This window comes from Escherichia sp. WS338, assembly GCF_046486405.1.
GTDB classification, from domain to species: Bacteria; Pseudomonadota; Gammaproteobacteria; order Enterobacterales; family Enterobacteriaceae; genus Escherichia; species Escherichia coli.
In genome coordinates this window covers 103,067-127,582 of record NZ_JBJQLL010000007.1, presented here as the reverse complement: position 1 = coordinate 127,582, position 24,516 = coordinate 103,067, and the positions used below count along the sequence as shown (strand labels likewise).

Below are 24,516 nucleotides of genomic sequence, written 5' to 3'. Positions count from 1 at the left end.
ATTAACGTACCTTCAGCGTTGCCAGACCAATCAGGACCAGCATCAGCGAAATAATCCAGAAACGTACAATGACGCGCGGTTCCGGCCAGCCTTTCAGTTCATAGTGGTGATGAATCGGTGCCATGCGGAAAATACGTTGTCCGCGCAGTTTAAAGGAGCCGACCTGCAGGATGACAGAAAGCGTTTCTACCACGAACACGCCCCCCATAATCACCAGCAGGAATTCCTGACGTAGCAGTACGGCGATAATGCCTAACGCACCACCTAACGCCAGCGAACCGACATCGCCCATAAAGACCTGCGCCGGATAGGTGTTAAACCACAGGAAGCCCAGTCCTGCCCCGACTATCGCGGTACAGACAATAACCAGTTCCCCGGCGTGTCGCAGATACGGTATGTGTAAATAGCTGGCAAAGTTCATGTTGCCGGTCGCCCACGCCACCAGCGCAAAACCACCGGCGACAAATACGGTCGGCATAATTGCCAGACCGTCAAGACCATCGGTCAGGTTTACCGCGTTGCCAGTACCCACAATGACGAAGTAAGCCAGCAGAATGTAGAACAGCCCCAGTTGCGGCATCACATCTTTAAAAAATGGGACCACCAGCTGCGTTGCGGGCGTGTCTTTGCCAACAAGGTACAGCGCGAAGGCGACACCCAGCGCAATGACCGACATCCAGAAATACTTCCAACGAGCGATCAACCCTTTGGTGTCTTTACGCACTACTTTGCGATAATCATCAACAAAGCCAATAACACCGTAACCTACCAGCACTACCAACACGCACCAGACGTACGGATTGGACGGGTAAGCCCACAGCAGTACGGAGATCACAATCGCTGTCAGGATCATAATCCCGCCCATGGTCGGCGTACCGCGCTTGCTGAAGTGTGATTCAGGACCGTCGTTACGCACCACCTGACCAAAGGAAAGTTTTTGCAAATGAGCAATCATGCGCGGGCCCATCCACAATGAGATGAACAGCGCAGTCAGCAGGCTGACGATGGCGCGAAACGTCAGATAGGAAAAGACGTTAAAGCCGGAATAATATTTGACCAAATGTTCGGCCAGCCAAACTAACATGTCCCATTCTCCTGTAAAGCGCGTACTACCTCTTCCATGGCAGCACTACGTGAACCCTTAACTAAAATCGTAATTACCTGTTGCTCAGCAATCAGTGATTTAAGACGCGCGATAAGCGCAGTTTTATCGGAAAAATGTTCGCCAACACCGCTGGCAGTGCTGATAGCATGGCTTTGTTTGCCCACGCTTAACACGCGGTCAATACCAGCTGCTTTTGCCGCTTCGCCCACCTGTATATGGCAGGCTTCGCTTTCAGCGCCCAGTTCCGCCATATCGCCCACCACCAGCACGCGGTAGCCCGGCATTTCAGCCAGTACCTGGACTGCTGCGGTCATTGAACCGACATTGGCGTTGTAGGAGTCGTCGAGCAGCAACTGGTTTTCCGCCAGTTGGATGGGGAACAGACGGCCTGGAACAGCTTTCAGATTTGCCAGCCCCGCTTTGATAGCATCAAGCGTTGCGCCCACGGACATGGAGAGCGCAGCGGCTGCCAGCGCATTCGCAATATTGTGACGCCCCGGCAACGGCAGCAGAACATCCACGCTACCGGTTGGGGTTTGCAGGGTAAATTCCGTACCGTGCGAAGTCACATGGATGTTGGTGGCGGTGAAATCGCTGTTGGCGGCATTAGGTGAGAAACGCCACACTTTGCGTGAGCCAATTACGCTTTGCCAGTTCAGCCAGTCGTTGTTGTCGGCGTTCATAATGGCGATACCGTTTTCCGGCAGGCCGCTAAAGATTTCACCTTTCGCTTTCGCGACACCCGCAAGCGAGCCAAAACCTTCCAGATGCGCTGCCGCCAGGTTATTGACCAGCGCCGCTTCCGGGCGAGTCAGACTCACAGTCCAGGCAATTTCGCCCTGATGGTTCGCGCCAAGTTCAATTACTGCGTAATCGTACTCTGGCGTTAAGCGCAACAGCGTCATCGGTACACCGATGTCGTTGTTGAGATTGCCTGCCGTATAAAGCGTGTTGCCACACTGGCTTAAAATCGCTGCCGTCATCTCTTTAACGGAGGTTTTGCCGGAGGAACCCGTCAGAGCAACCACGCGCGCCGGAACTTGCTGGCGAACCCATGCAGCCAGTTCACCAAACGCCAGACGAGTATCCTTGACGATTACCTGCGGCAGATCGATATCCAGCGGACGGTTAACCAGTAGTGCACCCGCACCGCCAGCTTTCGCCTGGTCAGCAAAATCATGGGCATCGAAACGTTCGCCTTTCAGGGCAACAAACAGGCAACCCGGCGTCAGTTTTCGTGTGTCTGTGGTTACAGCATCAAGGGTGATATCTGCCCCTTTTAGTTCACCGTTGAGAATATCGGTAAGTTGGCTAAGGGTTACGCTAATCATGCAATCACCCCCAGCAGACGCGCCACCGTGACGCGATCGGAGTAGTCCAGACGCTGATTGCCAACAATCTGGTAATCCTCATGACCTTTGCCCGCGACCAGTACCACATCATTCTCTTTAGCCTGCATAACGGCGCAAGTCACCGCTTCAGCACGGCCTTCCATCACTTTGGCATGTCCGGCATCTAACATTCCCGCCAGAATATCGTTGATGATGGCACGCGGTTCTTCGGTACGCGGGTTATCGTCCGTCACCACCGCCACGTCAGCAAACTCTTCAGCAATTGCGCCCATCAGTGGACGTTTGCCTTTATCACGATCGCCACCACAGCCAAAGACGCACCACAGCTTGCCCGCACAGTGCAAACGCGCCGCCTGTAAGGCTTTTTCCAGTGCATCTGGCGTATGCGCGTAATCCACCACTACCGTCGGTTTGCCTGGCGCAGTGAACACTTCCATACGTCCACAAACCGGTTGCAGACGCGCGGCGGTTTTTAACAGATCAGCCAGCGGGTAGCCCAGCGCCAGCAGCGTCGCCAGCGCCAGCAGCAAGTTGCTGACGTTAAAAGCGCCCATCAGATGGCTTTCAATTTCGCCATCGCCCCAGCTTGAGCTAAAGCGAATCGTCGCACCGCTGTCGTGATAGTTCACTTCTGTCGCTTTCAACCAGCGTCCGTGACAGTTCGGATTGATATGATCTTCCATTGATACCGCAACCGCGTCCGGCAGTTTTGCCAGCCAGCGGCGGCCCACTTCATCGTCGGCGTTAATAATCGCCTGACCGCAATGATGCTCAGAATAAAGCAGCCATTTCGCGGCTTCGTAGTGTTCCATATCACCATGATAATCAAGGTGATCGCGGCTTAAGTTGGTAAAGACCGACGCCGCAAATTTCAATGCCGCCACACGGTGCTGTACCAGTCCGTGGGAGGAAACTTCCATTGCGCAAAAAGTCGCGCCCTGATCCACCAGCCCCGCCAGCTCATGCTGAACATCGACTGCCGAACCGGTTGTATTTTCTGTCGGGATCACTTTCCCCAGCAGGCCGTTACCAACGGTGCCCATTACCGCGCTGGTTTCGCCAAGCAGTTGGCTCCACTGCGCCAGCAGCTGGGTCGTCGTGGTTTTGCCGTTGGTGCCCGTTACGCCCACGAGACGTAAATTGTCAGAGGGTTCATGGTAAAAGCGGCCCGCCAGTGCAGATAAACGCTCGTTGAGCTGGCTGAGATAGATGACCGGTACGCCGTGCATTTCACGGATTTCACCGTCGGTCGCCTCATCTTTCGCCTCTGCAATAATGGCAGCCACACCTTGCGCTATCGCCTGCGGGATATATCGACGCCCGTCCGCCTGATGACCTACTACAGCTACAAAGAGATCGCCCGCCGCAGCCACACGGCTGTCGAGTGTCATCTCTCGCAGTGCTCGCGAAGGTGCGTCTGGCACCCACGGAGCAAGAAGGTCGCGCAAATTACGATCTGCCACCTGTCCCCTCGCCTTGATTAATCACAAATTCATTTTTATCGCCCGTTGTCAGCGCATCCGGTTCGATGTTCATGGTACGCAATACGCCGCCCATGATGGCACCAAAGACCGGCGCGGAAACGGCGCCGCCGTAGTATTTACCCGCCTGCGGATCGTTGATAACAACAACCAGCGCGAAGCGCGGCTGACTCGCAGGCGCAACGCCTGCGGTATAAGCAATATATTTATTGATGTAGCGACCGTCCGGCCCGACCTTTTTCGCGGTACCGGTTTTAATGGCGATACGATAGCCTTTAATCGCCGCCTTCACGCCGCCGCCGCCCGGTAGCGCCACGCTTTCCATCATATGCACCACGGTGCGAACAATGGATTCCGGGAAGACTCGTTCACCGGGAACCGGGGGGTCAACTTTGGTAATCGACAGTGGGCGATAAATGCCGTAGCTGCCGATAGTTGCGTAGACTCGCGCTAACTGTAACGGTGTTACCATTAGCCCGTAGCCGAAAGAGAAGGTGGCCCTCTCTATGTCAGACCACCGTTGTTTTTGAGGATATAAGCCACTGCGTTCTCCGACCAACCCCAAATTGGTCGCTTTTCCCAGTCCAAAACGTGAGTAAGTATCTACTAACGCTGAGGACGGCATCGCTAACGCCAGCTTGGAAACACCGACGTTACTCGACTTCTGTAATACCCCGGTCAGGGTTAATTCGCTGTAGCGTGCCACGTCTTTGATTTCGTGGCCGTTAATTCGATAAGGAACGGTATTCAGTACCGAGTTTTCCCGCACTACGCCACGTTGCAACGCGGTCATCACCACCATCGGTTTAACCGTTGAACCCGGTTCAAACACGTCAGTGATGGTACGGTTACGCATCGCCTCTTTCGGCGTGCCACTCAGATTGTTTGGGTTGTATGACGGGCTGTTAGCCATCGCCAGCACTTCACCGGTGTTGACATCCACCAGCACGGCGCTACCAGATTCAGCTTTGTTAAAGGCCACCGCGTTGTTCAGTTCGCGATAAACCAGCGCCTGCAGGCGTTCATCAATACTCAGCGCCAGGTTGTGCGCCGCCTGACTGTCGGTGGAAGAGATATCTTCAATTACGCGACCATAGCGGTCTTTACGCACAATGCGCTCACCCGGCTGCCCGGTAAGCCATTTATCGAAACTCTTCTCGACGCCCTCAATCCCCTGACTATCGACGTTAGTAAAGCCGATGAGGTGAGCGGTCACTTCGCCGGATGGATAATAACGGCGAGATTCTTCACGCAGATGAATCCCCGGCAGTTTCAGTTTTTTGATGTACTCTGCCATGTCAGGGTTTACCTGACGCGCCAGATAAATAAAGCGCCCTTTCGGGTTGGCGTTAATGCGGGCTGAAAGCTGATCCAGCGGAATATTGAGTGCGTTAGCCAGCGCCTTCCAGCGATCACCGACGCTGATACCGCCAGCGTCATGCACTTCTTTCGGGTCAGCCCAAATCGCTTTTACCGGCACGCTCACCGCTAACGGGCGACCAGAACGGTCAGTAATCATGCCGCGGGAGGTGGAAACTTGCTGAACGCGAAGAGAACGCATGTCGCCCTCTTTTACCAGCATATCCGGGGAGATAACTTGTAACCACGCTACGCGTCCGAGCAGAAAAGCCAGCGCCAGGAGAATACAGCCGCATAACAACGCAAAACGCCAACTGATAAAGTTGGCATGTTCTTCCTGACGTTTTGGTTTCTGCGTTTTCGCCGCTGCTTTCATGCGTCGCGTTTATCCTTATTTTTGCACTACGATATTTTCTTGTGACGGATCAACATGCTGCATTTGCAGCTTTTCCGTGGCGATCCTTTCCACCCGGCTATGGTCGCCGAGCGCATTCTCTTCAAGGATCAGGTTGCGCCATTCAATGTCTAAAGCATCTCGCTCCAGCACCAGTTGTTCGCGCTGAGCGGTCAGTAAACGGGTATGGTGCGCCGTGGTTACCACGGTCACCGCCGTCAAAATAATGCAAATGAACAGGCAGAGTGGCAGCTTCCCAAATCGCAAAAGATCATCACCGATAACACCAGGCAATGCATGGCGCTCGTGGCTTCCCATCGATCCTTTAACTTTGCTTAGAGCTTCTGTCACTCTGCTGATCATGCGTTCGTCCTCTCTGCAATACGCAGAACTGAACTACGGGCACGAGGGTTCTCAGCCACCTCTTCTTCACCCGGCATTAACTTGCCTAGTGCTCGCAGCTGACGGCCACCCAGTTTTTTGAGCTGCTCTTCAGTCATCGGTAACCCTGCCGGAACTTGCGGACCGCGGCTGTTTTCACGCATAAAACGTTTCACAATACGGTCTTCCAGCGAGTGGAAGCTGATGATCGAAAGCCGCCCACCCGGGGCCAGCACGTTGAGCGAGCTTTTTAGCGCCTGCTCTATCTCCTCCAGTTCACTGTTTACCCAAATGCGCACCGCCTGGAAGGTACGGGTCGCGGGATGTTTAAACTTATCTTTCACCGGCGTTGCAGCAGCCACGACTTCCGCCAGTTCTTTGGTGCGGGTCATCGGCTGTTCGCGGTTACGCTCGACAATGGCGCGGGCAATGCGTTTGGCAAAACGCTCTTCACCATAGGTTTTCAATACCCAGGCGATATCGGCTTCTTCTGCGGTTTGTAGCCATTCAGCGGCTGACTGCCCACGGGTTGGGTCCATACGCATGTCCAGCGGACCATCGCGCATAAAGGAAAAGCCGCGTTCAGCATCATCAAGTTGCGGTGAAGAGACGCCAAGATCGAGGAGAATGCCGTCGATCTTGCCGATAAGATCGCGCTCGGCAACGTATTCGCCCAGCGCGGAGAAAGGTCCGTGGATGATGGAGAAGCGCGGATCATCAATAGTCTTCGCAACGGCGATAGCCTGCGGGTCGCGATCGATCGCCAGCAAACGCCCCTCTTCGCCAAGCTGCGAGAGGATCAGACGTGAGTGACCACCGCGACCAAAAGTCCCATCAATGTAGATGCCATCAGGACGGATATTGAGGCCATTAACGGCTTCATCCAGCAGCACCGTAGTATGTTTATAGTTTTCCATCATTTTATAGAGACAAGTCCTGCAGTCGCTCCGATAAGTCTCCAGTAGCCAACTGCTCTGCGTCGATATCTTCCTTGACCTGTTGATGCCAGGTTGTTTCATCCCACAGCTCAAACTTGTTGAACTGTCCAACCAGCATCACTTCTTTTGTCAGCCCGGCATGTTGCCGCAGTACTGGCGCGATTAACAATCGACCTGCGCCATCCATCTGACATTCGCTGGCATGACCTAACAGTAGGCGCTGCACACGGCGCTCAACCGGGTTCATGCTCGACAGACGCGATAATTTTTGCTCGATAATTTCCCATTCAGGCAGGGGGTAAAGCAGCAGGCACGGGTGATGAATGTCAATGGTGCAAACCATTTGACCGGCAGCGTTCTCAAGCAGCTGTTCCCGATAACGGGTAGGCACTGATAAGCGCCCTTTGCTGTCGAGATTGACTAACGTTGCTCCCCGGAACATGCCAGCCTCACCCCTTATTCCCACTTTGCCCCACAATTTCCCACTGAAAGGAGTTTACGGAGCGGAGGAAAAGCTTGTCAAGCCAGTCACAAGGCATACCGAGGTAAAAAACCCGATGTTTACGGCTAATATCAGCGTTGTTTATTTTACGTCCAACGTGCGAAGCAAATTAACGTTATGAATAGCTGTAAGAAAAAATCCCTCATCGTCATCACCGTTTTAAAATGACTCACTATTTTCCACAGCAAATATAAAGTGTCAGTTTGCGACGCGAGCGGCATTTTAGGACATATCTTCCCCGGTTAACAGTCCCTGTTGCGTCTGTGTGGCGCTTGATGCCAGCGGGTTTGCGCAAAAGCAAAGAAAAGTGTTTGTTAAATCGGCAATTCATCTCTGCATGTAACAAAATAATGCAAAAACGCGCTATCGATATCACTTAATTATTGTGAATTTCAGCTGGTGAGGTAATTAACGGGCAAGTTTAAAAGCATTTATCAATAATAGCCAGGAATAGTCTTATTTACTTTAAGGATATTGATGTCCATTCCCGTACTCAACGCGCCAGAGAGAAATTCACCTGGCGCGTATTTTTGTTCGCGGCTTAGCTACGGCTGAGCACGCCGCGGCGATAGAGATTACGTTTAATGCGCGTTAAACCAGGTTTTGGCTTACGCGGTTCGTCCAGGCTTGCCAGGACAATCTCCAGCACACGCTCTGCGACATCGCGGTGACGTTGAGCCACTGCCAGCACCGGGCACTGTAAGAAGTCGAGCAGTTCGTTATCGCCAAAGGTGGCAATTGCCAGGTCAGAAGGCAGTTTGCCGTCACGACGTAGCGTGACATCCATCACCCCTTGCAACAACGCAAACGACGTTGTGAACAGTGCCTGCGGCATCGGATGCGTTTCCAGCCATTTTTCGAATAACTGGGCAGCCGCCTCCCGCTCATAGCTGTTGGCATAAAGGAAATGCACTTCGCGCGGATCATCTTTCCAGGCAGTACGGAAACCTTGTTCACGCAGGAAGCTGACAGAAAGCTCCGGCAGCGCGCCAAGATAAAGTACCGTCTCGGCGGGAAACTTACGTAACTCTTCCGCCAGCATTTCGGCATCATCCTGATCGGCACCAACCACGCTGGTGAAATGTTCACGATCGAGGGCGCGGTCCAGCGCGACAATCGGGAACGGGTCGTTAGCCCAGCGTTGATAAAAAGGATGCTCAGGTGGCAACGACGTCGAAACAATAATGGCATCAACCTGACGCTGTAAAAGATGCTCGATACAACGCATTTCGTTGTCGGGCTGATCTTCCGAGCAGGCAATCAGCAGTTGATAACCCCTTTGCCGCGCCTGGCGTTCAAGATAGTTAGCGATGCGGGTATAGCTGGTGTTCTCCAGATCGGGGATCACAAGACCAATAGAACGTGTGCGTCCAGCACGAAGCCCAGCTGCCACGGCGTTCGGGTGGTAATTGTGCTCACGCACCACAGCCATGACTTTTTCAACGGTTTTGTCGCTCACACGGTATTGCTTCGCTTTGCCGTTAATAACATAGCTTGCAGTGGTCCGCGACACTCCCGCCAGCCGAGCGATTTCATCCAGTTTCACAATTGCCCCTTGCGTAAAATGTAAAAACCATAGCCATTGTACTGGTATGGGTTAAATTCATTAACATCTAAGCGCAGAAAATTAACTGCGGCAACTGCTTTTATTCCAGGTTCCCACTGATTTCGCAAAAAAAGCCCAACGTGACATGTTGGGCTGCAAATTGCGCATTGAGATCATTCTCAACGCATTATTTTATCGCCGCGCGAAAGTCCGACTACACCAGAGCGAGCAACTTCCACAATTTTCGCCACATCGCGAATCGATGCTAAAAATGCATCAAGCTTATCGCTGGTACCTGCTAATTGAACGGTATAAAGCGAGGGTGTGACATCAATAATTTGCCCACGGAATATTTCCGTATTACGTTTCACTTCGTCACGCCCGTAGCCGCTGGCCTGAATTTTCACCAGCATGATTTCCCGCTCAACATGCGCGCCCTGCCCTAACTCGCTCACGCGCAAGACATCGACCAGCTTGTGTAATTGCTTTTCGATCTGCTCAAGCACTTTTTCATCGCCCACGGTCTGGATGGTCATACGCGATAATGTCGGATCGTCGGTTGGCGCAACGGTCAGGCTTTCAATGTTGTAGCCACGCTGGGAAAAAAGGCCAATCACGCGGGATAACGCGCCTGATTCATTTTCGAGTAAGACTGATAATATCCGGCGCATAATCAGGTTCTCTCCGTTTTGCTTAACCACATTTCATCCATTCCGCCCCCGCGAATCTGCATCGGGTAGACGTGCTCACTGCCATCGACGGTAACATCAACAAACACCAGGCGATTATTGCGCACCTGTTCCAGCGCCTCGCTAAGTTTGCTTTCCAGTTCTTGCGGATGAGAGATCTGGATCCCGACGTGACCATAGGCTTCCGCCAGACGAACGAAATCGGGTAGTGACTGCATATAAGATTGTGAATGACGGCCGGAATAGATCATGTCTTGCCACTGTTTTACCATCCCCAGATAGCGGTTATTGAGATTCACCACCAGTACCGGCAACTCGTATTGCAACGCTGTAGACAGTTCCTGGATGTTCATCTGAATACTGCCGTCGCCAGTGACGCAAACCACGGTTTCTTCTGGCAACGCCATTTTGACGCCCAGTGCCGCAGGTAAACCAAAACCCATCGTGCCGAGGCCGCCAGAGTTAATCCAGCGACGCGGTTTGTCGAATGGATAATAAAGCGCAGCAAACATCTGGTGCTGCCCGACATCGGACGTCACGTAAGCGTCCCCATTAGTCAACCGCCAAAGAGTCTCGATCACCGCCTGCGGTTTAATCTTTTCACTGTGAGTGTCATATTTCAGGCACTGACGAGCGCGCCACTGTTCAATCTGCTGCCACCAGTCGCGGATCTCATCCAGCGGTTGATGGACGGATTCTTGCGACAGGAGTTCAAGCATTTGTTCGAGGACCTGGCGAGCATCCCCCACAATCGGGATATCAGCAGTCACGGTTTTAGAAATGGAAGTAGGATCAATATCGATATGCAGAACCGTGGCATTTGGGCAGTACTTCGCCAGATTGTTCGTCGTTCGGTCATCAAAACGTACCCCGACGGCAAAAATCACATCCGCGTTATGCATCGTCATATTGGCTTCGTAGGTGCCGTGCATTCCCAGCATGCCCAGTGCCTGACGATGCGTTGCCGGAAACGCCCCCAGCCCCATTAATGAGGAAACAACGGGCAGATTCAACGCCTCCACCGTTTCTTTTAGCTGCTGATGACAGCCCGCCGTGATTGCCCCACCGCCTACATAGACAACCGGTTTTTTTGCCGCCACCAGCGTTTGCAGAGCGCGCTTAATTTGCCCTTTATGCCCGGAGGTAGTGGGATTGTAAGATCGCATACTGACCGACTCCGGCCAGACGTAGGGTAATTTGTTCGCCGGATTAAGAATATCTTTGGGTAAATCAACGACCACGGGCCCAGGGCGACCACTTGCCGCCAGCCAGAAAGCCTTTTTCAGCACCTGCGGAATGTCTTCCGTTTGCTTAACCAGAAAACTGTGTTTAACCACCGGGCGAGAAATCCCCACCATGTCGCACTCCTGAAAGGCATCGTAGCCTATCAACGAGGTCGCTACCTGCCCGGAAAGGACAACTAAGGGAATGGAATCCATATAAGCGGTGGCAATGCCAGTAATCGCATTGGTCGCCCCTGGACCCGACGTTACCAGCACGACGCCGACTTCCCCGGTCGCGCGCGCCAGACCATCGGCCATATGCACCGCCGCCTGCTCATGACGAACTAAAACATGATCGATACCACCCACGGTATGCAATGCATCGTAAATATCAAGGACCGCGCCTCCGGGATAACCGAATACTTGTTTAACGCCCTGATCGATAAGCGATCGGACGACCATCTCGGCTCCAGACAACATCTCCATGGCCTGCCTCACTGTTTGACGGAAAAAATGTGTAAAACACATTAACCGTCCGATCTTGCTTAAGCAATTGGCAGCCTGAGACATAAACACGGGGTAATAAGAATAAACAGGAGGAAAGGTGAAAAGAAACGATAAAATCCTCCATTACAGAGGATTAAATTGATAATAAATCGGCTGAATCCCACAACTTACAGCAATTTCTCTATTTTTTTAATTAATCCTAAAATAGCGAGATCACACATTCAGAATAAAATTCTACATTCAATAAAAAATGCAGAATAAACCAGACATTAATGTCTGACCTATTCTGCATTCAGTTAGCGTTTGCAAATTGAGACTAATTGCTCTTCCATCCACTGATGGCCTTTATCGCGCCCGGCAGCTTCATGCCAGGAGAGATAACAGGTTCTGCTGTTTTGTTTTAACGGCAGCGGTAATACCTGTAACTCTAAGGATTCAGCGAACTCTTCAGCCAGCCAACGCGGCGCAATAGCGACCAGATGCGTTTGCGACACCACGCTAAGTACGCTCATCATTGCCATGCCCTGATACGCGATACTGGCTTGCTTATCTACCGTGTCATACCAGGTTTGACTAAATGACGCGAAACGATCGAGCGAAACCGCAGCATGTTGTTCGTTATAAACATCATGTTTCAGTAACGGGCCTTTAATTGTTGGATGATTTTTGCTGGCTACCAACACCATTTCATCTTTAAATAATGGCACACTGGTAAATTCAGGGCGATGGAAGTCTTCATAACTAATCACAAACTCCGTTTCCTGATAACGCAGCTGATGTTCAGTGTTCTGATTTAATGAAGACTTGAACATAACATGTATATTTGGCGCAATCTGCTCAATGTGATTATAAATCTGCGAGGTCAGAATGCTGTCTAACGGGCTGCAAACACAAAGATGAAATACACGTTCACTGCTCGCGGGTTCAAAACCTGAACCAGGCAATTCATTTTGTACTAGTTGCAATGCCTGACGAACTGAGCCAAAAAGTTGAAATGCGCGAGCAGTCGGTTGAATACCACGGCCATAACGAACAAAAAGCTCGTCATTAAACATCACCTTCAGGCGTGCAACAGCGTTACTGACCGCAGGTTGCGACATTCCCAGAACATGAGCGGCACGGGTGATGTTTTGCTCCTGCATCACGGCATCGAAAACGGTTAATAAGTTGAGATCGACCATGCGTAGCTGTGGCTTGCTTAACTCCGCCGTCTCTGGATGATCTGTTTGAACCTCTGGCATACTTAACTCCACTGTCACACTTAACTCCCTTTCCCTTATTGGAATGCAGAGAAATAATCCTCGAGAATATGATTTATCATGCATATAAAATAAGAAAAAGGAAAATGAGTAAAATTAGGAAAACATAAAGATACGGGTTCTGATAAAAACAGAATCCATTGCCGTGGAAAGCGTCATTTACCACAGCATAATAATCCATAATGTTTTTGTTGCGAAAACAATCTAATCATAACTACCACGAATACTCAATCATCCACAAAATGGATTAAATGTGCTTTTTTAATAATTAATTTATATGTTTAATGCATTAATTCTTAACATTAATTGATCAATAATATTCACCAAATGAATATCAAAAAATTCGCAAAACATATAATTCAATACAAATCATCAGGATAGGTTTTGTAACGCGTGCATTTTATCCCCCTTTCCCTCGTTGATTAGATGCAAAATTTTATTCTGAAATATGTCAACCGATGAAAAGCGTCGGTAGTTAAGCAGAAATTAATATCGCTTACTTTAACCACCGCAGCACAATTAGCTAATTTTACGGATGCAGAACTCATGCTGGCGGGACGTTTTTATTGCGTCAGGGTTGACATCCGTTTTTGTATCCAGTAACTCTAAAAGCATATCGCATTCATCTGGAGCTGATTTAATGACTCACATCGTTCGCTTTATCGGTCTACTACTACTAAACGCATCTTCTTTGCGCGGTAGACGAGTGAGCGGCATCCAGCATTAAGCCAGCACGCAGTCAAACAAAAAACCCGCGCCATTGCGCGGGTTTTTTTATGCCCGAAGCGAGGCGCTCAAAAAGAGACAAGGACCCAAACCATGAGCCAGCAAGTCATTATTTTCGATACCACATTGCGCGACGGTGAACAGGCGTTACAGGCAAGCTTGAGTGTGAAAGAAAAACTGCAAATTGCGCTGGCCCTTGAGCGTATGGGTGTTGACGTGATGGAAGTCGGTTTCCCCGTCTCTTCGCCGGGCGATTTTGAATCGGTGCAAACCATCGCTCGCCAGGTCAAAAACAGCCGCGTATGTGCGTTAGCTCGCTGCGTGGAGAAAGATATTGACGTGGCGGCCGAATCTCTGAAAGTCGCCGAAGCCTTCCGGATTCATACCTTTATTGCCACTTCGCCAATGCACATTGCCACCAAACTGCGCAGCACGCTGGACGAGGTGATCGAACGCGCTATCTATATGGTGAAACGCGCCCGTAATTACACCGATGATGTTGAATTTTCTTGCGAAGATGCCGGACGCACCCCAATTGCCGATCTGGCGCGAGTGGTCGAAGCGGCGATTAATGCCGGTGCCACCACCATCAACATTCCGGACACCGTGGGCTACACCATGCCATTTGAGTTCGCCGGAATCATCAGCGGGCTGTATGAACGCGTACCCAACATCGACAAAGCCATTATTTCCGTACATACCCACGACGATCTGGGCCTGGCGGTCGGCAACTCACTGGCGGCGGTACATGCCGGTGCACGTCAGGTGGAAGGTGCAATGAACGGGATCGGCGAGCGTGCCGGTAACTGTTCCCTGGAAGAAGTCATCATGGCGATTAAAGTTCGTAAGGATATTCTCAACGTCCACACCGCCATTAATCACCAGGAAATATGGCGCACCAGCCAGTTAGTTAGCCAGATTTGTAATATGCCGATCCCGGCAAACAAAGCCATTGTTGGCAGCGGCGCATTCGCACACTCCTCCGGTATCCACCAGGATGGCGTGCTGAAAAACCGCGAAAACTACGAAATCATGACACCAGAATCTATTGGTCTGAACCAAATCCAGCTGAATCTGACCTCTCGTTCGGGGCGTGCGGCGGTGAAACATCGCATGGATGAGATGGGGTATAAAGAAAGTGAATATAATTTAGACAATTTGTACGATGCTTTCCTGAAGCTGGCGGACAAAAAAGGTCAGGTGTTTGATTACGATCTGGAGGCGCTGGCCTTCATCGGTAAGCAGCAAGAAGAGCCAGAGCATTTCCGTCTGGATTACTTCAGCGTGCAGTCTGGCTCTAACGATATTGCCACTGCCGCCGTCAAACTGGCCTGCGGCGAAGAAGTCAAAGCAGAAGCCGCCAACGGTAACGGTCCGGTCGATGCCGTCTATCAGGCAATTAACCGCATCACTGACTATAACGTCGAACTGGTGAAATACAGCCTGACCGCCAAAGGCCACGGTAAAGATGCGCTGGGTCAGGTGGATATCGTCGCAAATTACAACGGTCGCCGCTTCCACGGCGTCGGCCTAGCCACCGATATTGTCGAGTCCTCCGCCAAAGCCATGGTGCACGTACTGAACAATATCTGGCGTGCCGCAGAAGTCGAAAAAGAGTTGCAACGCAAAGCTCAACACAACGAAAACAACAAGGAAACCGTGTGATGTCGAAGAATTACCATATTGCCGTATTGCCGGGGGACGGTATTGGTCCGGAAGTGATGACCCAGGCGCTGAAAGTGCTGGATGCCGTGCGCAACCGCTTTGCGATGCGTATCACCACCAGCCATTACGATGTAGGCGGCGCAGCCATTGATAACCACGGGCAGCCGCTGCCGCCTGCGACGGTTGAAGGTTGTGAGCAAGCCGATGCCGTGCTGTTTGGCTCGGTAGGTGGTCCGAAGTGGGAACATTTGTCGCCAGACCAGCAACCAGAACGCGGCGCACTGTTGCCTTTGCGTAAACACTTCAAATTATTCAGCAATCTGCGTCCGGCAAAACTGTATCAGGGGCTGGAAGCATTCTGTCCGCTGCGTGCTGACATTGCCGCTAACGGCTTCGACATCCTGTGTGTGCGCGAACTGACCGGCGGCATCTATTTCGGTCAGCCAAAAGGCCGCGAAGGTAGCGGACAATATGAAAAAGCGTTTGATACCGAGGTGTATCACCGTTTTGAGATTGAACGTATCGCCCGCATCGCGTTTGAATCTGCTCGTAAACGTCGCCATAAAGTGACGTCTATCGACAAAGCCAACGTGCTGCAATCCTCTATTTTATGGCGGGAGATCGTTAACGAGATCGCCACGGAATACCCGGATGTCGAACTGGCGCATATGTACATCGACAACGCCACCATGCAGCTGATTAAAGATCCATCACAGTTTGACGTCCTGCTGTGTTCCAACCTGTTTGGCGACATTCTGTCTGACGAGTGCGCAATGATCACTGGCTCGATGGGGATGTTGCCTTCCGCCAGCCTGAACGAGCAAGGTTTTGGTTTGTATGAACCGGCAGGCGGCTCAGCACCAGATATCGCAGGCAAAAACATCGCCAACCCGATTGCACAAATCCTGTCGCTGGCACTGCTGCTGCGTTACAGCCTGGATGCCGATGATGCGGCTTGCGCCATTGAACGCGCCATTAACCGCGCATTAGAAGAAGGCATTCGCACCGGAGATTTAGCCCGTGGCGCTGCCGCCGTTAGTACCAATGAAATGGGCGATATCATTGCCCGCTATGTGGTAGAAGGGGTGTAATCATGGCTAAAACGTTATACGAAAAATTGTTCGACGCTCACGTAGTGTACGAAGCCGAAAACGAAACCCCGCTGTTATATATCGACCGCCACCTGGTGCATGAAGTGACCTCACCGCAGGCGTTCGATGGTCTGCGCGCCCACGGTCGCCCGGTACGTCAGCCAGGCAAAACCTTCGCCACTATGGATCACAACGTCTCTACTCAGACCAAAGACATTAATGCCTGCGGTGAAATGGCGCGCATCCAGATGCAGGAGCTGATCAAAAACTGCAAAGAATTTGGCGTCGAGCTGTATGACCTGAATCACCCGTATCAGGGGATCGTCCACGTAATGGGGCCGGAACAGGGCGTCACATTGCCGGGGATGACCATTGTCTGCGGCGACTCGCATACCGCCACCCACGGCGCGTTTGGCGCACTAGCCTTTGGTATCGGCACTTCCGAAGTTGAACACGTACTGGCAACGCAAACCCTGAAACAGGGTCGTGCGAAGACCATGAAAATTGAAGTCCAGGGCAAAGCCGCGCCGGGCATTACAGCGAAAGATATCGTGCTGGCGATTATCGGTAAAACTGGTAGCGCAGGCGGCACCGGGCATGTGGTGGAGTTTTGCGGCGAAGCAATCCGTGATTTAAGCATGGAAGGTCGTATGACCCTGTGCAATATGGCAATCGAAATGGGCGCGAAAGCCGGTCTGGTTGCACCGGACGAAACTACCTTTAACTATGTCAAAGGCCGTCTGCATGCGCCGAAAGGCAAAGATTTCGACGACGCCGTTGCCTACTGGAAAACTCTGCAAACCGACGAAGGCGCAACTTTCGATACCGTTGTGACTTTGCAGGCAGAAGAAATTTCACCGCAGGTCACCTGGGGCACCAATCCAGGTCAGGTGATTTCCGTGAACGACAACATTCCCGATCCGGCTTCGTTTGCCGATCCGGTTGAACGCGCGTCGGCAGAAAAAGCGCTGGCCTATATGGGGCTGAAACCGGGTATTCCGCTGACAGAAGTGGCTATCGACAAAGTGTTTATCGGTTCCTGCACTAACTCGCGTATTGAAGATTTACGCGCGGCAGCTGAAATCGCCAAAGGACGGAAAGTCGCGCCAGGCGTGCAGGCACTGGTGGTTCCCGGCTCTGGCCCGGTAAAAGCCCAGGCGGAAGCGGAAGGTCTGGACAAAATCTTTATTGAAGCCGGTTTTGAATGGCGCTTGCCAGGTTGCTCAATGTGTCTGGCGATGAACAACGATCGCCTGAATCCGGGTGAGCGTTGTGCCTCCACCAGCAACCGTAACTTTGAAGGCCGCCAGGGGCGTGGAGGGCGCACCCATCTGGTCAGCCCGGCAATGGCTGCCGCTGCTGCTGTGACCGGACATTTCGCCGACATTCGCAACATTAAATAAGGAGCACACCATGGCAGAGAAATTTATCAAACACACAGGCCTGGTGGTTCCGCTGGATGCCGCCAATGTCGATACCGATGCAATCATCCCGAAACAGTTTTTGCAGAAAGTGACCCGTACGGGTTTTGGCGCGCATCTGTTTAACGACTGGCGTTTTCTGGATGAAAAAGGCCAACAGCCAAACCCGGACTTCGTGCTGAACTTCCCGCAGTATCAGGGCGCTTCCATTTTGCTGGCACGAGAAAACTTCGGCTGCGGTTCCTCACGTGAGCACGCGCCGTGGGCATTGACCGATTACGGTTTTAAAGTGGTGATTGCACCGAGTTTTGCTGACATTTTCTACGGCAACAGCTTTAACAACCAGCTGCTGCCGGTGAAATTAAGCGACGCAGAAGTGGACGAACTGTTTGCGCTGGTGCAGGCCAATCCGGGGATTCATTTTGATGTAGACCTGGAAGCGCAAGAGGTGAAAGCGGGAGAGAAAACTTATCGCTTTACCATCGATGCCTTCCGCCGCCACTGCATGATGAACGGTCTGGACAGCATCGGCCTGACTCTGCAGCACGACGACGCAATTGCGTCTTATGAAGAGAAGCAACCGGCGTTTATGCGTTAGTTTGTACACCGTCCGGCACTCAATCGCCAAAAAGAAAAAAGCCAGCAGATAATCACTGCTGGCGTGGCGATTAACACCAATACTCAGTCACACATGATGTCCGCAAATCAGTAGTCAGAATGACTCCCCTCCCATTGCATCAGTTCTTCAAGCATGGTTAATCGTTGTGGGACGCTTAACCAACGCAACCAGCACAACTTCGCTGTCGCGGTAAAATAGTGCTGATAAAACTGACGCATGAGGCACCTCCTTGCTTCATCGTTAGGAATTATTGACTTAATATAGGGAAAATAAAATTGCTGTCTTTTGCGCAGGAGTTCCCCTTTTATGCCATCTGCTCGTCTGCAACAACAGTTCATCCGCCTGTGGCAATGCTGCGAGGGTAAATCGCAGGACACGACGCTCAACGAACTGGCAGCGTTATTGAGCTGCTCGCGTCGTCATATGCGCACCCTGCTCAACACCATGCAGGATCGCGGCTGGCTGACGTGGGAAGCGGAAGTCGGGCGCGGCAAACGCTCGCGTCTGACATTCCTCTATACCGGGCTGGCGCTTCAGCAACAGCGAGCAGAGGACCTGCTGGAGCAGGATCGTATCGATCAACTGGTGCAACTGGTTGGCGACAAAGCGGCTGTGCGGCAAATGTTGGTTTCTCATCTGGGACGCAGCTTCCGCCAGGGGCGGCACATCCTGCGCGTTCTCTACTATCGTCCGTTGCGTAATCTGCTGCCCGGCAGTGCATTGCGTCGTTCCGAAACCCATATCGCCCGGCAAATCTTCAGTTCGCTAACGCGCATAAATGAGGAAAATGGGGAACTGGAAGCGGACATCGCCCACCACTGGCAGCAAATTTTACCGCTTCACTGGCGTTTCTTTTTGCGTCCAGGAGTCCATTTTCATCATGGTCGTGAACTGGAAATGGACGACGTGATCGCCTCTTTAAAACGAATCAATACGCTGCCGCTCTATTCGCATATTGCTGACATTGTGTCGCCGACGCCCTGGACGCTGGATATCCATCTCACGCAACCGGACCGCTGGTTACCGTTACTGCTGGGGCAAGTTCCGGCGATGATCCTGCCGCGCGAATGGGAAACCCTCAGCAACTTTGCCAGCCATCCCATCGGAACGGGTCCTTATGCGGTGATCCGCAACAGCAGCAATCAACTGAAAATTCAGGCATTCGACGACTTCTTTGGTTATCGGGCATTAATCGACGAAGTTAACGTCTGGGTCTTGCCGGAAATTGCTGATGACCCCGCGGGAGGCCTGATGCTGAAAGGACCGCAAGACGAGGAAAAAGAGATTGAAAGCCGCCTTGAAGAAGGTTGTTACTATTTACTGTTCGACAGCCGTACCCATCGCGGGGCGAATCAGCAAGTCAGAGACTGGATAAGCTATGTGCTTTCGCCGACCAATCTGGTTTATTTCGCCGAGGAACAGTACCAGCAGTTGTGGTTTCCGGCCTATGGGCTGCTTCCCCGTTGGCACCATACCCGCACCATAAAGAGCGAAAAACCGGCTGGTCTGGAAAGCCTCACCCTGACCTTTTATCAGGATCACAGTGAGCATAGGGTGATTGCCGGGATCATGCAGCAGATTCTGGCAAGTCACCAGGTCACGCTGGAAATCAAAGAGATCAGCTACGATCAGTGGCATGAAGGAGAGATCGAGAGCGATATCTGGCTTAACAGCGCCAACTTTACGCTGCCGCTGGATTTTTCGCTATTCGCGCACCTGTGCGAGGTGCCGCTGCTACAACACTGTATTCCGATCGACTGGCAAGCCGACGCCGCCCGCTGGCGCAATGGCGAAATAAACCTGGCGAACTGGTGCCAGCAACTGGTCGCCAGCAAAGCAATGGTGCCGCTTATCCACCACTGGCTGATCATTCAGGGGCAACGCAGTATGCGCGGCCTGCGTATGAATACCCTCGGCTGGTTCGATTTTAAATCAGCGTGGTTTGCGCCGCCGGATCCATGATTGCTGGTTGATAACAAAATCACTACACTAACGCCGTTCTCAACGGGGTGCCACGCAGACGCGTGCGCTGAGAAAATACCCGTCGAACCTGATCCGGATAACGCCGGCGAAGGGATTTGAGGCTCCTTCTCAAGTCCTTTGCCACTCTTTTTTGAGGTGCAAAGTGTTAAAAAAATGTCTCCCCTTGCTGTTGCTGTGCACAGCGCCCGTTTTCGCTAAACCCGTTCTGACTGTTTATACCTACGATTCCTTCGCCGCCGACTGGGGGCCTGGTCCAAAGATCAAAAAAGCTTTTGAAGCCGACTGTAACTGCGAACTGAAACTGGTGGCGCTGGAAGATGGCGTTTCGCTGCTCAACCGTCTGCGGATGGAAGGCAAAAACAGTAAAGCCGATGTGGTGCTGGGGCTGGATAACAACCTGTTAGACGCCGCCAGTAAAACCGGACTATTTGCCAAAAGCGGCGTGGCAGCGGATGCCGTTAACGTTCCCGGCGGCTGGAAAAATGACACTTTCGTACCGTTTGATTACGGCTATTTCGCCTTCGTCTATGACAAGAACAAACTGAAAAATCCGCCGCAAAGCCTGAAAGAGCTTGTTGAGAGCGATCAAAACTGGCGGGTGATTTATCAGGATCCGCGCACCAGTACGCCGGGGCTGGGCCTGCTGTTGTGGATGCAAAAAGTCTATGGCGATGACGCCCCACAAGCCTGGCAGAAACTGGCGAAGAAAACGGTCACGGTCACCAAAGGCTGGAGCGAAGCCTACGGCCTGTTTTTAAAAGGTGAAAGCGATCTGGTACTGAGTTACACCACCTCTCCGGCTTATCACATTCTCGAAGAGAAGAAAGATAACTACGCCGCCGCAAACTTCAGCGAAGGTCACTATCTGCAGGTGGAAGTCGCCGCCCGCACCGCTGCCAGCAAGCAGCCGGAGCTGGCGCAAAAATTTCTCCAGTTTATGGTTTCTCCGGCTTTTCAGAATGCGATCCCAACCGGCAACTGGATGTATCCGGTGGCAAACGTCACGCTGCCTGCCGGTTTTGAACAATTGACCAAACCGGCAACCACGCTGGAGTTCACGCCAGCCGAAGTGGCGGCACAACGTCAGGCATGGATTAGCGAATGGCAACGCGCCGTCAGCCGTTAATTCCCGGCTGGTTAATTCCAGGAATAAGCGCCGCCACGCTGGTGGTGGCGGTTGCACTGGCTGCGTTTCTCGCCCTGTGGTGGAACGCGCCGCAGGGTGACTGGGTGGCAATCTGGCAGGACAGCTACCTGTGGCATGTGGTGCGCTTCTCCTTCTGGCAGGCGTTTCTCTCGGCGCTGCTCTCTGTCGTGCCCGCGATATTCCTTGCCCGCGCCCTCTACCGCAGGCGCTTTCCAGGACGGCTGGCGCTGTTGCGTCTGTGTGCCATGACCTTGATCCTCCCGGTGCTGGTTGCTGTTTTCGGCATTCTTAGCGTCTATGGTCGCCAGGGCTGGCTGGCATCGCTCTGCCAATCGCTCGGTCTGGAGTGGACCTTTTCGCCCTACGGCCTGCAAGGCATTTTGCTGGCCCATGTGTTTTTTAATCTGCCGATGGCGAGCCGTTTATTACTTCAGGCACTGGAAAACATTCCCGGCGAACAACGTCAACTTGCCGCCCAGCTTGGGATGCGTGGCTGGCACTTCTTTCGTTTCGTCGAATGGCCGTGGTTACGGCGACAAATCCCGCCAGTTGCTGCGCTTATCTTTATGCTCTGTTTCGCCAGCTTCGCCACCGTGCTATCGCTGGGCGGCGGTCCGCAGGCGACCACTATCGAACTGGCTATTTATCAGGCGCTGAGTTACGACTACGATCCCACCCGCGCGGCGATGCTGGCGCTGATCCAGATGGTGTGTTGCCTTGGGCTGGTGCTGTTGAGTCAGCGATTGAGTAAGGCCATTGCGCCCGGCACTACGCTGCTGCAAGGCTGGCGCGACCCGGACGATCGTCTGCATAGCCGCATTTGCGACACGGTGTTAATTGTGCTGGCGCTGTTGCTGTTGCTGCCACCGTTACTGGCGGTGCTCGTCGATGGGATAAATCGCCAGTTGCCGGAAGTGCTGGCGCAGCCGGTGCTGTGGCAGGCGCTGTGGACCTCGTTGCGTATTGCGCTGGCGGCAGGCGTATTATGCGTAGTGCTGACCATGATGCTGCTATGGAGCAGTCGCGAACTGCGGGCGCGGCAGAAAATGCTGGCGGGTCAGGCGCTGGAGATGAGCGGCATGTTGATCCTCGCGATGCCGGGGATTGTGCTGGCTACCGGCTTCTTTTTACTGCTCAACAACACTATCGGCCTGCCACAATCTGCTGACGGCATTGTGATTTTCACCAATGCGTTAATGGCGATCCCTTATGCGCTGAAAGTGCTGGAAAACCCGATGCGCGATATCACCGCGCGTTACAGTATGTTGTGTCAGTCGCTGGGCATTGAAGGCTGGTCACGCTTAAAAGTGGTGGAGCTGCGCGCCCTTAAACGCCCACTGGCGCAGGCACTGGCCTTTGCTTGTGTGCTATCGATTGGTGATTTTGGCGTGGTGGCGTTGTTCGGTAACGATGATTTCCGCACCCTGCCGTTTTATCTCTACCAGCAAATTGGCTCCTATCGCAGCCAGGACGGCGCGGTCACCGCGTTAATTCTGCTGCTACTCTGTTTTCTGCTGTTTACCGTGATTGAAAAACTACCGGGGCGAAATGTTAAAACTGACTGATATCACCTGGCTTTACCACCATTTGCCGATGCGTTTTAGCTTAACGGTGGAACGCAGCGAGCAGGTGGCGATCCTCGGGCCAAGCGGCGCGGGTAAAAGTACCCTGCTGAATTTGATCGCCGGTTTTCTGACGCCAGCCAGCGGTTCGCTGACTATCGACGGCGTTGATCACACCACGACGCCGCCGTCACGCCGTCCGGTGTCGATGCTGTTTCAGGAAAACAACCTGTTCAGTCACCTGACGGTCGCGCAGAACATCGGGCTGGGGCTTAATCCAGGATTGAAGCTGAACGCGGCACAGCAGGAGAAAATGCACGCGATTGCCCGTCAGATGGGGATTGATAATTTAATGGCGCGATTACCGGGCGAGCTTTCTGGCGGTCAACGACAGCGCGTGGCGTTAGCGCGTTGTCTGGTGCGCGAACAGCCGATTTTATTGCTCGATGAACCGTTTTCCGCGCTCGATCCGGCGCTACGTCAGGAGATGCTGACGCTGGTGAGCACGAGCTGCCAACAGCAAAAAATAACGCTATTGATGGTGTCGCACAGTGTGGAAGATGCGGCGCGGATCGCCACGCGCTCGGTGGTGGTCGCCGACGGGCGTATCGCCTGGCAGGGTAAGACCGATGAGTTGTTGAGCGGTAAGGCGAGTGCTTCGGCGCTGTTGGGAATTAAAGGTTAATATGCACTGTCGGATGCGGCGTGAACGCCTTATCCGACCTACGGGTAGTGCGTTTTGCAGGCCTGATAAGACGCGGCAAGCGTCGCATCAGGCAACCCGCACAAGGCTATCCCCTAAACCCCAACCACTTTACGCAAAATATCGATATACACCGGCATCAACGGGTGGCGAATTAACACCACCAGCGCCACCACGCCGATGGCAGAAATCAACGGCGTCAGCCACAACAAACGACCGCGGGACAAATAATGACTCAAACGGTCAGTCGCTTTACCGCTGCGCCATAACCGCCAGCACAGCCAGCCACCAACCCACAAAAATACCGCCGTCGCCAGCAGCAACCATTTAAACTCACCGCTCTGCATCCCGGCAGGAATATCGATCGCCGCGCCCGCCAGAATCCCTGGCAGGAAGTAAAACGGCGGCCACAGCAGGCAGCCGATAATATTCGGCGTGATAAATTTTGCCACCGGCAGATCCAGCATTCCCGCCACCATTGGCACCAGCGGACGCGTCGGGCCAACAAAGCGACCGACCAGAATGGTGAACATGCTGTGTTGATGCAACGCATGTTCAGTTTTATCGAGTAATGCTTTGTTTTTCTTCAGAAATGACCAGCGATGCAATGGCTTTTTAAAACGCCAGCCCAGCCAGAAGGAGATCCAGTCGCCCAGCAGGCAACCGACGATCCCTGCCAGCCAGGCGTGCCAGAAACTTAACTCGCCACTGCCAATCAGCGCCCCCAGTCCCGCCATCAGCACCGTACCGGGTAGAATCAAACCGACCAGCGCCAGCGACTCCAGAAAGGCCACCAACACCACCGCCATCAATGAATACACGGTGGATTGGGTAATAAAGTGTTCCAGCAATGCTTGCATAAT

24 protein-coding genes and 1 riboswitch are annotated in these 24,516 nt (G+C 52.7%); of the genes, 10 read left to right on the top strand and 14 right to left on the bottom strand.

What is annotated here, in order from left to right; translation table 11 throughout:
• Window position 1: 1 nt before the first annotated feature.
• The 11 genes from mraY to ilvI form a co-directional block, all read right to left on the bottom strand.
• A complete protein-coding gene (gene mraY, locus ACJHWT_RS08680) occupies window positions 2–1,084 on the bottom strand; it encodes a phospho-N-acetylmuramoyl-pentapeptide-transferase (protein WP_000964134.1) in 1,083 nt (360 codons plus the stop codon).
• On the bottom strand, window positions 1,078–2,436 hold the full coding sequence (murF, locus tag ACJHWT_RS08675; protein ID WP_000626657.1) for a UDP-N-acetylmuramoyl-tripeptide--D-alanyl-D-alanine ligase: 1,359 nt from the start codon (window positions 2,434–2,436) through the stop codon (window positions 1,078–1,080). The genes mraY and murF overlap by 7 nt, the downstream gene beginning before the upstream one ends.
• Window positions 2,433–3,920, bottom strand: a complete 1,488-nt coding sequence (gene murE / locus ACJHWT_RS08670) for a UDP-N-acetylmuramoyl-L-alanyl-D-glutamate--2,6-diaminopimelate ligase (RefSeq protein ID WP_000785124.1) — start codon at window positions 3,918–3,920, stop codon at window positions 2,433–2,435. Before murE ends, murF begins: the two co-directional genes overlap by 4 nt.
• Window positions 3,907–5,673, bottom strand: a complete 1,767-nt coding sequence (ftsI, locus tag ACJHWT_RS08665) for a peptidoglycan glycosyltransferase FtsI (RefSeq protein ID WP_000642212.1) — start codon at window positions 5,671–5,673, stop codon at window positions 3,907–3,909. Before ftsI ends, murE begins: the two co-directional genes overlap by 14 nt.
• Window positions 5,674–5,688: 15 nt before the next feature.
• A complete protein-coding gene (ftsL, locus tag ACJHWT_RS08660) occupies window positions 5,689–6,054 on the bottom strand; it encodes a cell division protein FtsL (RefSeq protein ID WP_000625658.1) in 366 nt (121 codons plus the stop codon).
• Window positions 6,051–6,992 (bottom strand): 16S rRNA (cytosine(1402)-N(4))-methyltransferase RsmH, encoded by a 942-nt coding sequence (gene rsmH, locus ACJHWT_RS08655; protein ID WP_000970479.1) that lies wholly within the window; start codon window positions 6,990–6,992, stop codon window positions 6,051–6,053. The genes ftsL and rsmH overlap by 4 nt, the downstream gene beginning before the upstream one ends.
• 1 nt (window position 6,993) lies before the next feature.
• The gene (gene mraZ / locus ACJHWT_RS08650) at window positions 6,994–7,452 is read right to left on the bottom strand and encodes a division/cell wall cluster transcriptional repressor MraZ (RefSeq protein WP_001295770.1); all 459 of its coding nucleotides are present in this window, start codon (window positions 7,450–7,452) and stop codon (window positions 6,994–6,996) included.
• A gap of 601 nt (window positions 7,453–8,053) precedes the next feature.
• Window positions 8,054–9,058, bottom strand: coding sequence for a catabolite repressor/activator (cra, locus tag ACJHWT_RS08645; RefSeq protein ID WP_000762401.1), 1,005 nt, complete (start codon window positions 9,056–9,058; stop codon window positions 8,054–8,056).
• Between the two features lie 81 nt (window positions 9,059–9,139).
• Window positions 9,140–9,226 (bottom strand): fruR/shl operon leader peptide, encoded by an 87-nt coding sequence (locus ACJHWT_RS08640; protein WP_001303787.1) that lies wholly within the window; start codon window positions 9,224–9,226, stop codon window positions 9,140–9,142.
• 11 nt (window positions 9,227–9,237) lie between these two features.
• A complete protein-coding gene (gene ilvN / locus ACJHWT_RS08635; RefSeq protein WP_001252744.1) occupies window positions 9,238–9,729 on the bottom strand; it encodes an acetolactate synthase small subunit in 492 nt (163 codons plus the stop codon).
• Window positions 9,730–9,731: 2 nt separating this feature from the next.
• A complete protein-coding gene (gene ilvI, locus ACJHWT_RS08630; RefSeq protein WP_000425653.1) occupies window positions 9,732–11,456 on the bottom strand; it encodes an acetolactate synthase 3 large subunit in 1,725 nt (574 codons plus the stop codon).
• 118 nt (window positions 11,457–11,574) lie between these two features.
• On the opposite strand from ilvI, the gene ACJHWT_RS08625 reads away from it, so the two are divergent.
• Window positions 11,575–11,619, top strand: coding sequence for a protein YabR (locus ACJHWT_RS08625; protein ID WP_120795371.1), 45 nt, complete (start codon window positions 11,575–11,577; stop codon window positions 11,617–11,619).
• Between the two features lie 154 nt (window positions 11,620–11,773).
• On the opposite strand, the gene leuO is transcribed toward ACJHWT_RS08625, so the two are convergent.
• Complete coding sequence (gene leuO / locus ACJHWT_RS08620) at window positions 11,774–12,718, bottom strand: transcriptional regulator LeuO (RefSeq protein ID WP_001317617.1); 945 nt, start codon at window positions 12,716–12,718, stop codon at window positions 11,774–11,776.
• 658 nt (window positions 12,719–13,376) lie between these two features.
• On the opposite strand from leuO, the gene leuL reads away from it, so the two are divergent.
• The 5 genes from leuL (at window position 13,377) to leuD (ending at window position 18,237) form a co-directional block, all read left to right on the top strand.
• Window positions 13,377–13,463, top strand: coding sequence for a leu operon leader peptide (gene leuL, locus ACJHWT_RS08615; RefSeq protein ID WP_001300467.1), 87 nt, complete (start codon window positions 13,377–13,379; stop codon window positions 13,461–13,463).
• Between the two features lie 92 nt (window positions 13,464–13,555).
• Window positions 13,556–15,127, top strand: a complete 1,572-nt coding sequence (gene leuA, locus ACJHWT_RS08610) for a 2-isopropylmalate synthase (protein ID WP_000082846.1) — start codon at window positions 13,556–13,558, stop codon at window positions 15,125–15,127.
• Window positions 15,127–16,218 (top strand): 3-isopropylmalate dehydrogenase, encoded by a 1,092-nt coding sequence (leuB, locus tag ACJHWT_RS08605; RefSeq protein WP_000042372.1) that lies wholly within the window; start codon window positions 15,127–15,129, stop codon window positions 16,216–16,218. The genes leuA and leuB overlap by 1 nt, the downstream gene beginning before the upstream one ends.
• 2 nt (window positions 16,219–16,220) lie before the next feature.
• The gene (gene leuC / locus ACJHWT_RS08600; protein ID WP_001140652.1) at window positions 16,221–17,621 is read left to right on the top strand and encodes a 3-isopropylmalate dehydratase large subunit; all 1,401 of its coding nucleotides are present in this window, start codon (window positions 16,221–16,223) and stop codon (window positions 17,619–17,621) included.
• 10 nt (window positions 17,622–17,631) lie between these two features.
• Window positions 17,632–18,237, top strand: coding sequence for a 3-isopropylmalate dehydratase small subunit (leuD, locus tag ACJHWT_RS08595; protein ID WP_000818236.1), 606 nt, complete (start codon window positions 17,632–17,634; stop codon window positions 18,235–18,237).
• A 107-nt stretch (window positions 18,238–18,344) separates the two neighbouring features.
• Here the strand turns inward: leuD and sgrT are convergent, their stop codons facing one another.
• Complete coding sequence (sgrT, locus tag ACJHWT_RS08590) at window positions 18,345–18,476, bottom strand: glucose uptake inhibitor SgrT (RefSeq protein WP_001248768.1); 132 nt, start codon at window positions 18,474–18,476, stop codon at window positions 18,345–18,347.
• A gap of 88 nt (window positions 18,477–18,564) precedes the next feature.
• Here sgrT and sgrR point away from each other — a divergent pair, with 88 nt between their 5' ends.
• From sgrR to thiQ, 4 genes are all read left to right on the top strand, one after another.
• On the top strand, window positions 18,565–20,220 hold the full coding sequence (sgrR, locus tag ACJHWT_RS08585) for a DNA-binding transcriptional regulator SgrR (RefSeq protein ID WP_001317614.1): 1,656 nt from the start codon (window positions 18,565–18,567) through the stop codon (window positions 20,218–20,220).
• A 33-nt stretch (window positions 20,221–20,253) separates the two neighbouring features.
• A riboswitch (TPP riboswitch) is annotated at window positions 20,254–20,353 on the top strand.
• Between the two features lie 30 nt (window positions 20,354–20,383).
• Window positions 20,384–21,367: a thiamine ABC transporter substrate binding subunit gene (gene thiB / locus ACJHWT_RS08580; protein WP_001317613.1), complete on the top strand. Its 984-nt coding sequence runs from the start codon at window positions 20,384–20,386 to the stop codon at window positions 21,365–21,367.
• Complete coding sequence (gene thiP / locus ACJHWT_RS08575) at window positions 21,343–22,953, top strand: thiamine/thiamine pyrophosphate ABC transporter permease ThiP (RefSeq protein WP_000235621.1); 1,611 nt, start codon at window positions 21,343–21,345, stop codon at window positions 22,951–22,953. The genes thiB and thiP overlap by 25 nt, the downstream gene beginning before the upstream one ends.
• Window positions 22,937–23,635 (top strand): thiamine ABC transporter ATP-binding protein ThiQ, encoded by a 699-nt coding sequence (thiQ, locus tag ACJHWT_RS08570; protein WP_000916317.1) that lies wholly within the window; start codon window positions 22,937–22,939, stop codon window positions 23,633–23,635. The genes thiP and thiQ overlap by 17 nt, the downstream gene beginning before the upstream one ends.
• 113 nt (window positions 23,636–23,748) lie before the next feature.
• Here thiQ and ACJHWT_RS08565 read toward each other — a convergent pair whose 3' ends face one another.
• Window positions 23,749–24,513, bottom strand: a complete 765-nt coding sequence (locus tag ACJHWT_RS08565; protein WP_001148403.1) for a DedA family protein — start codon at window positions 24,511–24,513, stop codon at window positions 23,749–23,751.
• Between the last annotated feature and the right edge of the window lie 3 nt (window positions 24,514–24,516).

Excerpts from the sequence above, each read along its gene's own strand:
- ftsI (WP_000642212.1), bottom strand. The coding sequence starts at position 5,673 with ATGAAAGCAGCGGCGAAAACGCAGAAACCAAAACGTCAGGAAGAACAT.
- ftsL (WP_000625658.1), bottom strand. The coding sequence starts at position 6,054 with ATGATCAGCAGAGTGACAGAAGCTCTAAGCAAAGTTAAAGGATCGATG.
- ilvI (WP_000425653.1), bottom strand. The coding sequence starts at position 11,456 with ATGGAGATGTTGTCTGGAGCCGAGATGGTCGTCCGATCGCTTATCGAT.
- ACJHWT_RS08640 (WP_001303787.1), bottom strand. The coding sequence starts at position 9,226 with ATGCGCAATTTGCAGCCCAACATGTCACGTTGGGCTTTTTTTGCGAAA.
- sgrR (WP_001317614.1), top strand. The coding sequence starts at position 18,565 with ATGCCATCTGCTCGTCTGCAACAACAGTTCATCCGCCTGTGGCAATGC.
- leuD (WP_000818236.1), top strand. The coding sequence starts at position 17,632 with ATGGCAGAGAAATTTATCAAACACACAGGCCTGGTGGTTCCGCTGGAT.
- mraZ (WP_001295770.1), bottom strand. The coding sequence starts at position 7,452 with ATGTTCCGGGGAGCAACGTTAGTCAATCTCGACAGCAAAGGGCGCTTA.
- sgrT (WP_001248768.1), bottom strand. The coding sequence starts at position 18,476 with ATGCGTCAGTTTTATCAGCACTATTTTACCGCGACAGCGAAGTTGTGC.
- thiP (WP_000235621.1), top strand. The coding sequence starts at position 21,343 with ATGGCAACGCGCCGTCAGCCGTTAATTCCCGGCTGGTTAATTCCAGGA.
- leuO (WP_001317617.1), bottom strand. The coding sequence starts at position 12,718 with ATGCCAGAGGTTCAAACAGATCATCCAGAGACGGCGGAGTTAAGCAAG.
- leuC (WP_001140652.1), top strand. The coding sequence starts at position 16,221 with ATGGCTAAAACGTTATACGAAAAATTGTTCGACGCTCACGTAGTGTAC.
- leuB (WP_000042372.1), top strand. The coding sequence starts at position 15,127 with ATGTCGAAGAATTACCATATTGCCGTATTGCCGGGGGACGGTATTGGT.
- mraY (WP_000964134.1), bottom strand. The coding sequence starts at position 1,084 with ATGTTAGTTTGGCTGGCCGAACATTTGGTCAAATATTATTCCGGCTTT.
- thiQ (WP_000916317.1), top strand. The coding sequence starts at position 22,937 with ATGTTAAAACTGACTGATATCACCTGGCTTTACCACCATTTGCCGATG.
- murF (WP_000626657.1), bottom strand. The coding sequence starts at position 2,436 with ATGATTAGCGTAACCCTTAGCCAACTTACCGATATTCTCAACGGTGAA.
- leuA (WP_000082846.1), top strand. The coding sequence starts at position 13,556 with ATGAGCCAGCAAGTCATTATTTTCGATACCACATTGCGCGACGGTGAA.
- leuL (WP_001300467.1), top strand. The coding sequence starts at position 13,377 with ATGACTCACATCGTTCGCTTTATCGGTCTACTACTACTAAACGCATCT.
- ACJHWT_RS08565 (WP_001148403.1), bottom strand. The coding sequence starts at position 24,513 with ATGCAAGCATTGCTGGAACACTTTATTACCCAATCCACCGTGTATTCA.
- ilvN (WP_001252744.1), bottom strand. The coding sequence starts at position 9,729 with ATGCGCCGGATATTATCAGTCTTACTCGAAAATGAATCAGGCGCGTTA.
- rsmH (WP_000970479.1), bottom strand. The coding sequence starts at position 6,992 with ATGATGGAAAACTATAAACATACTACGGTGCTGCTGGATGAAGCCGTT.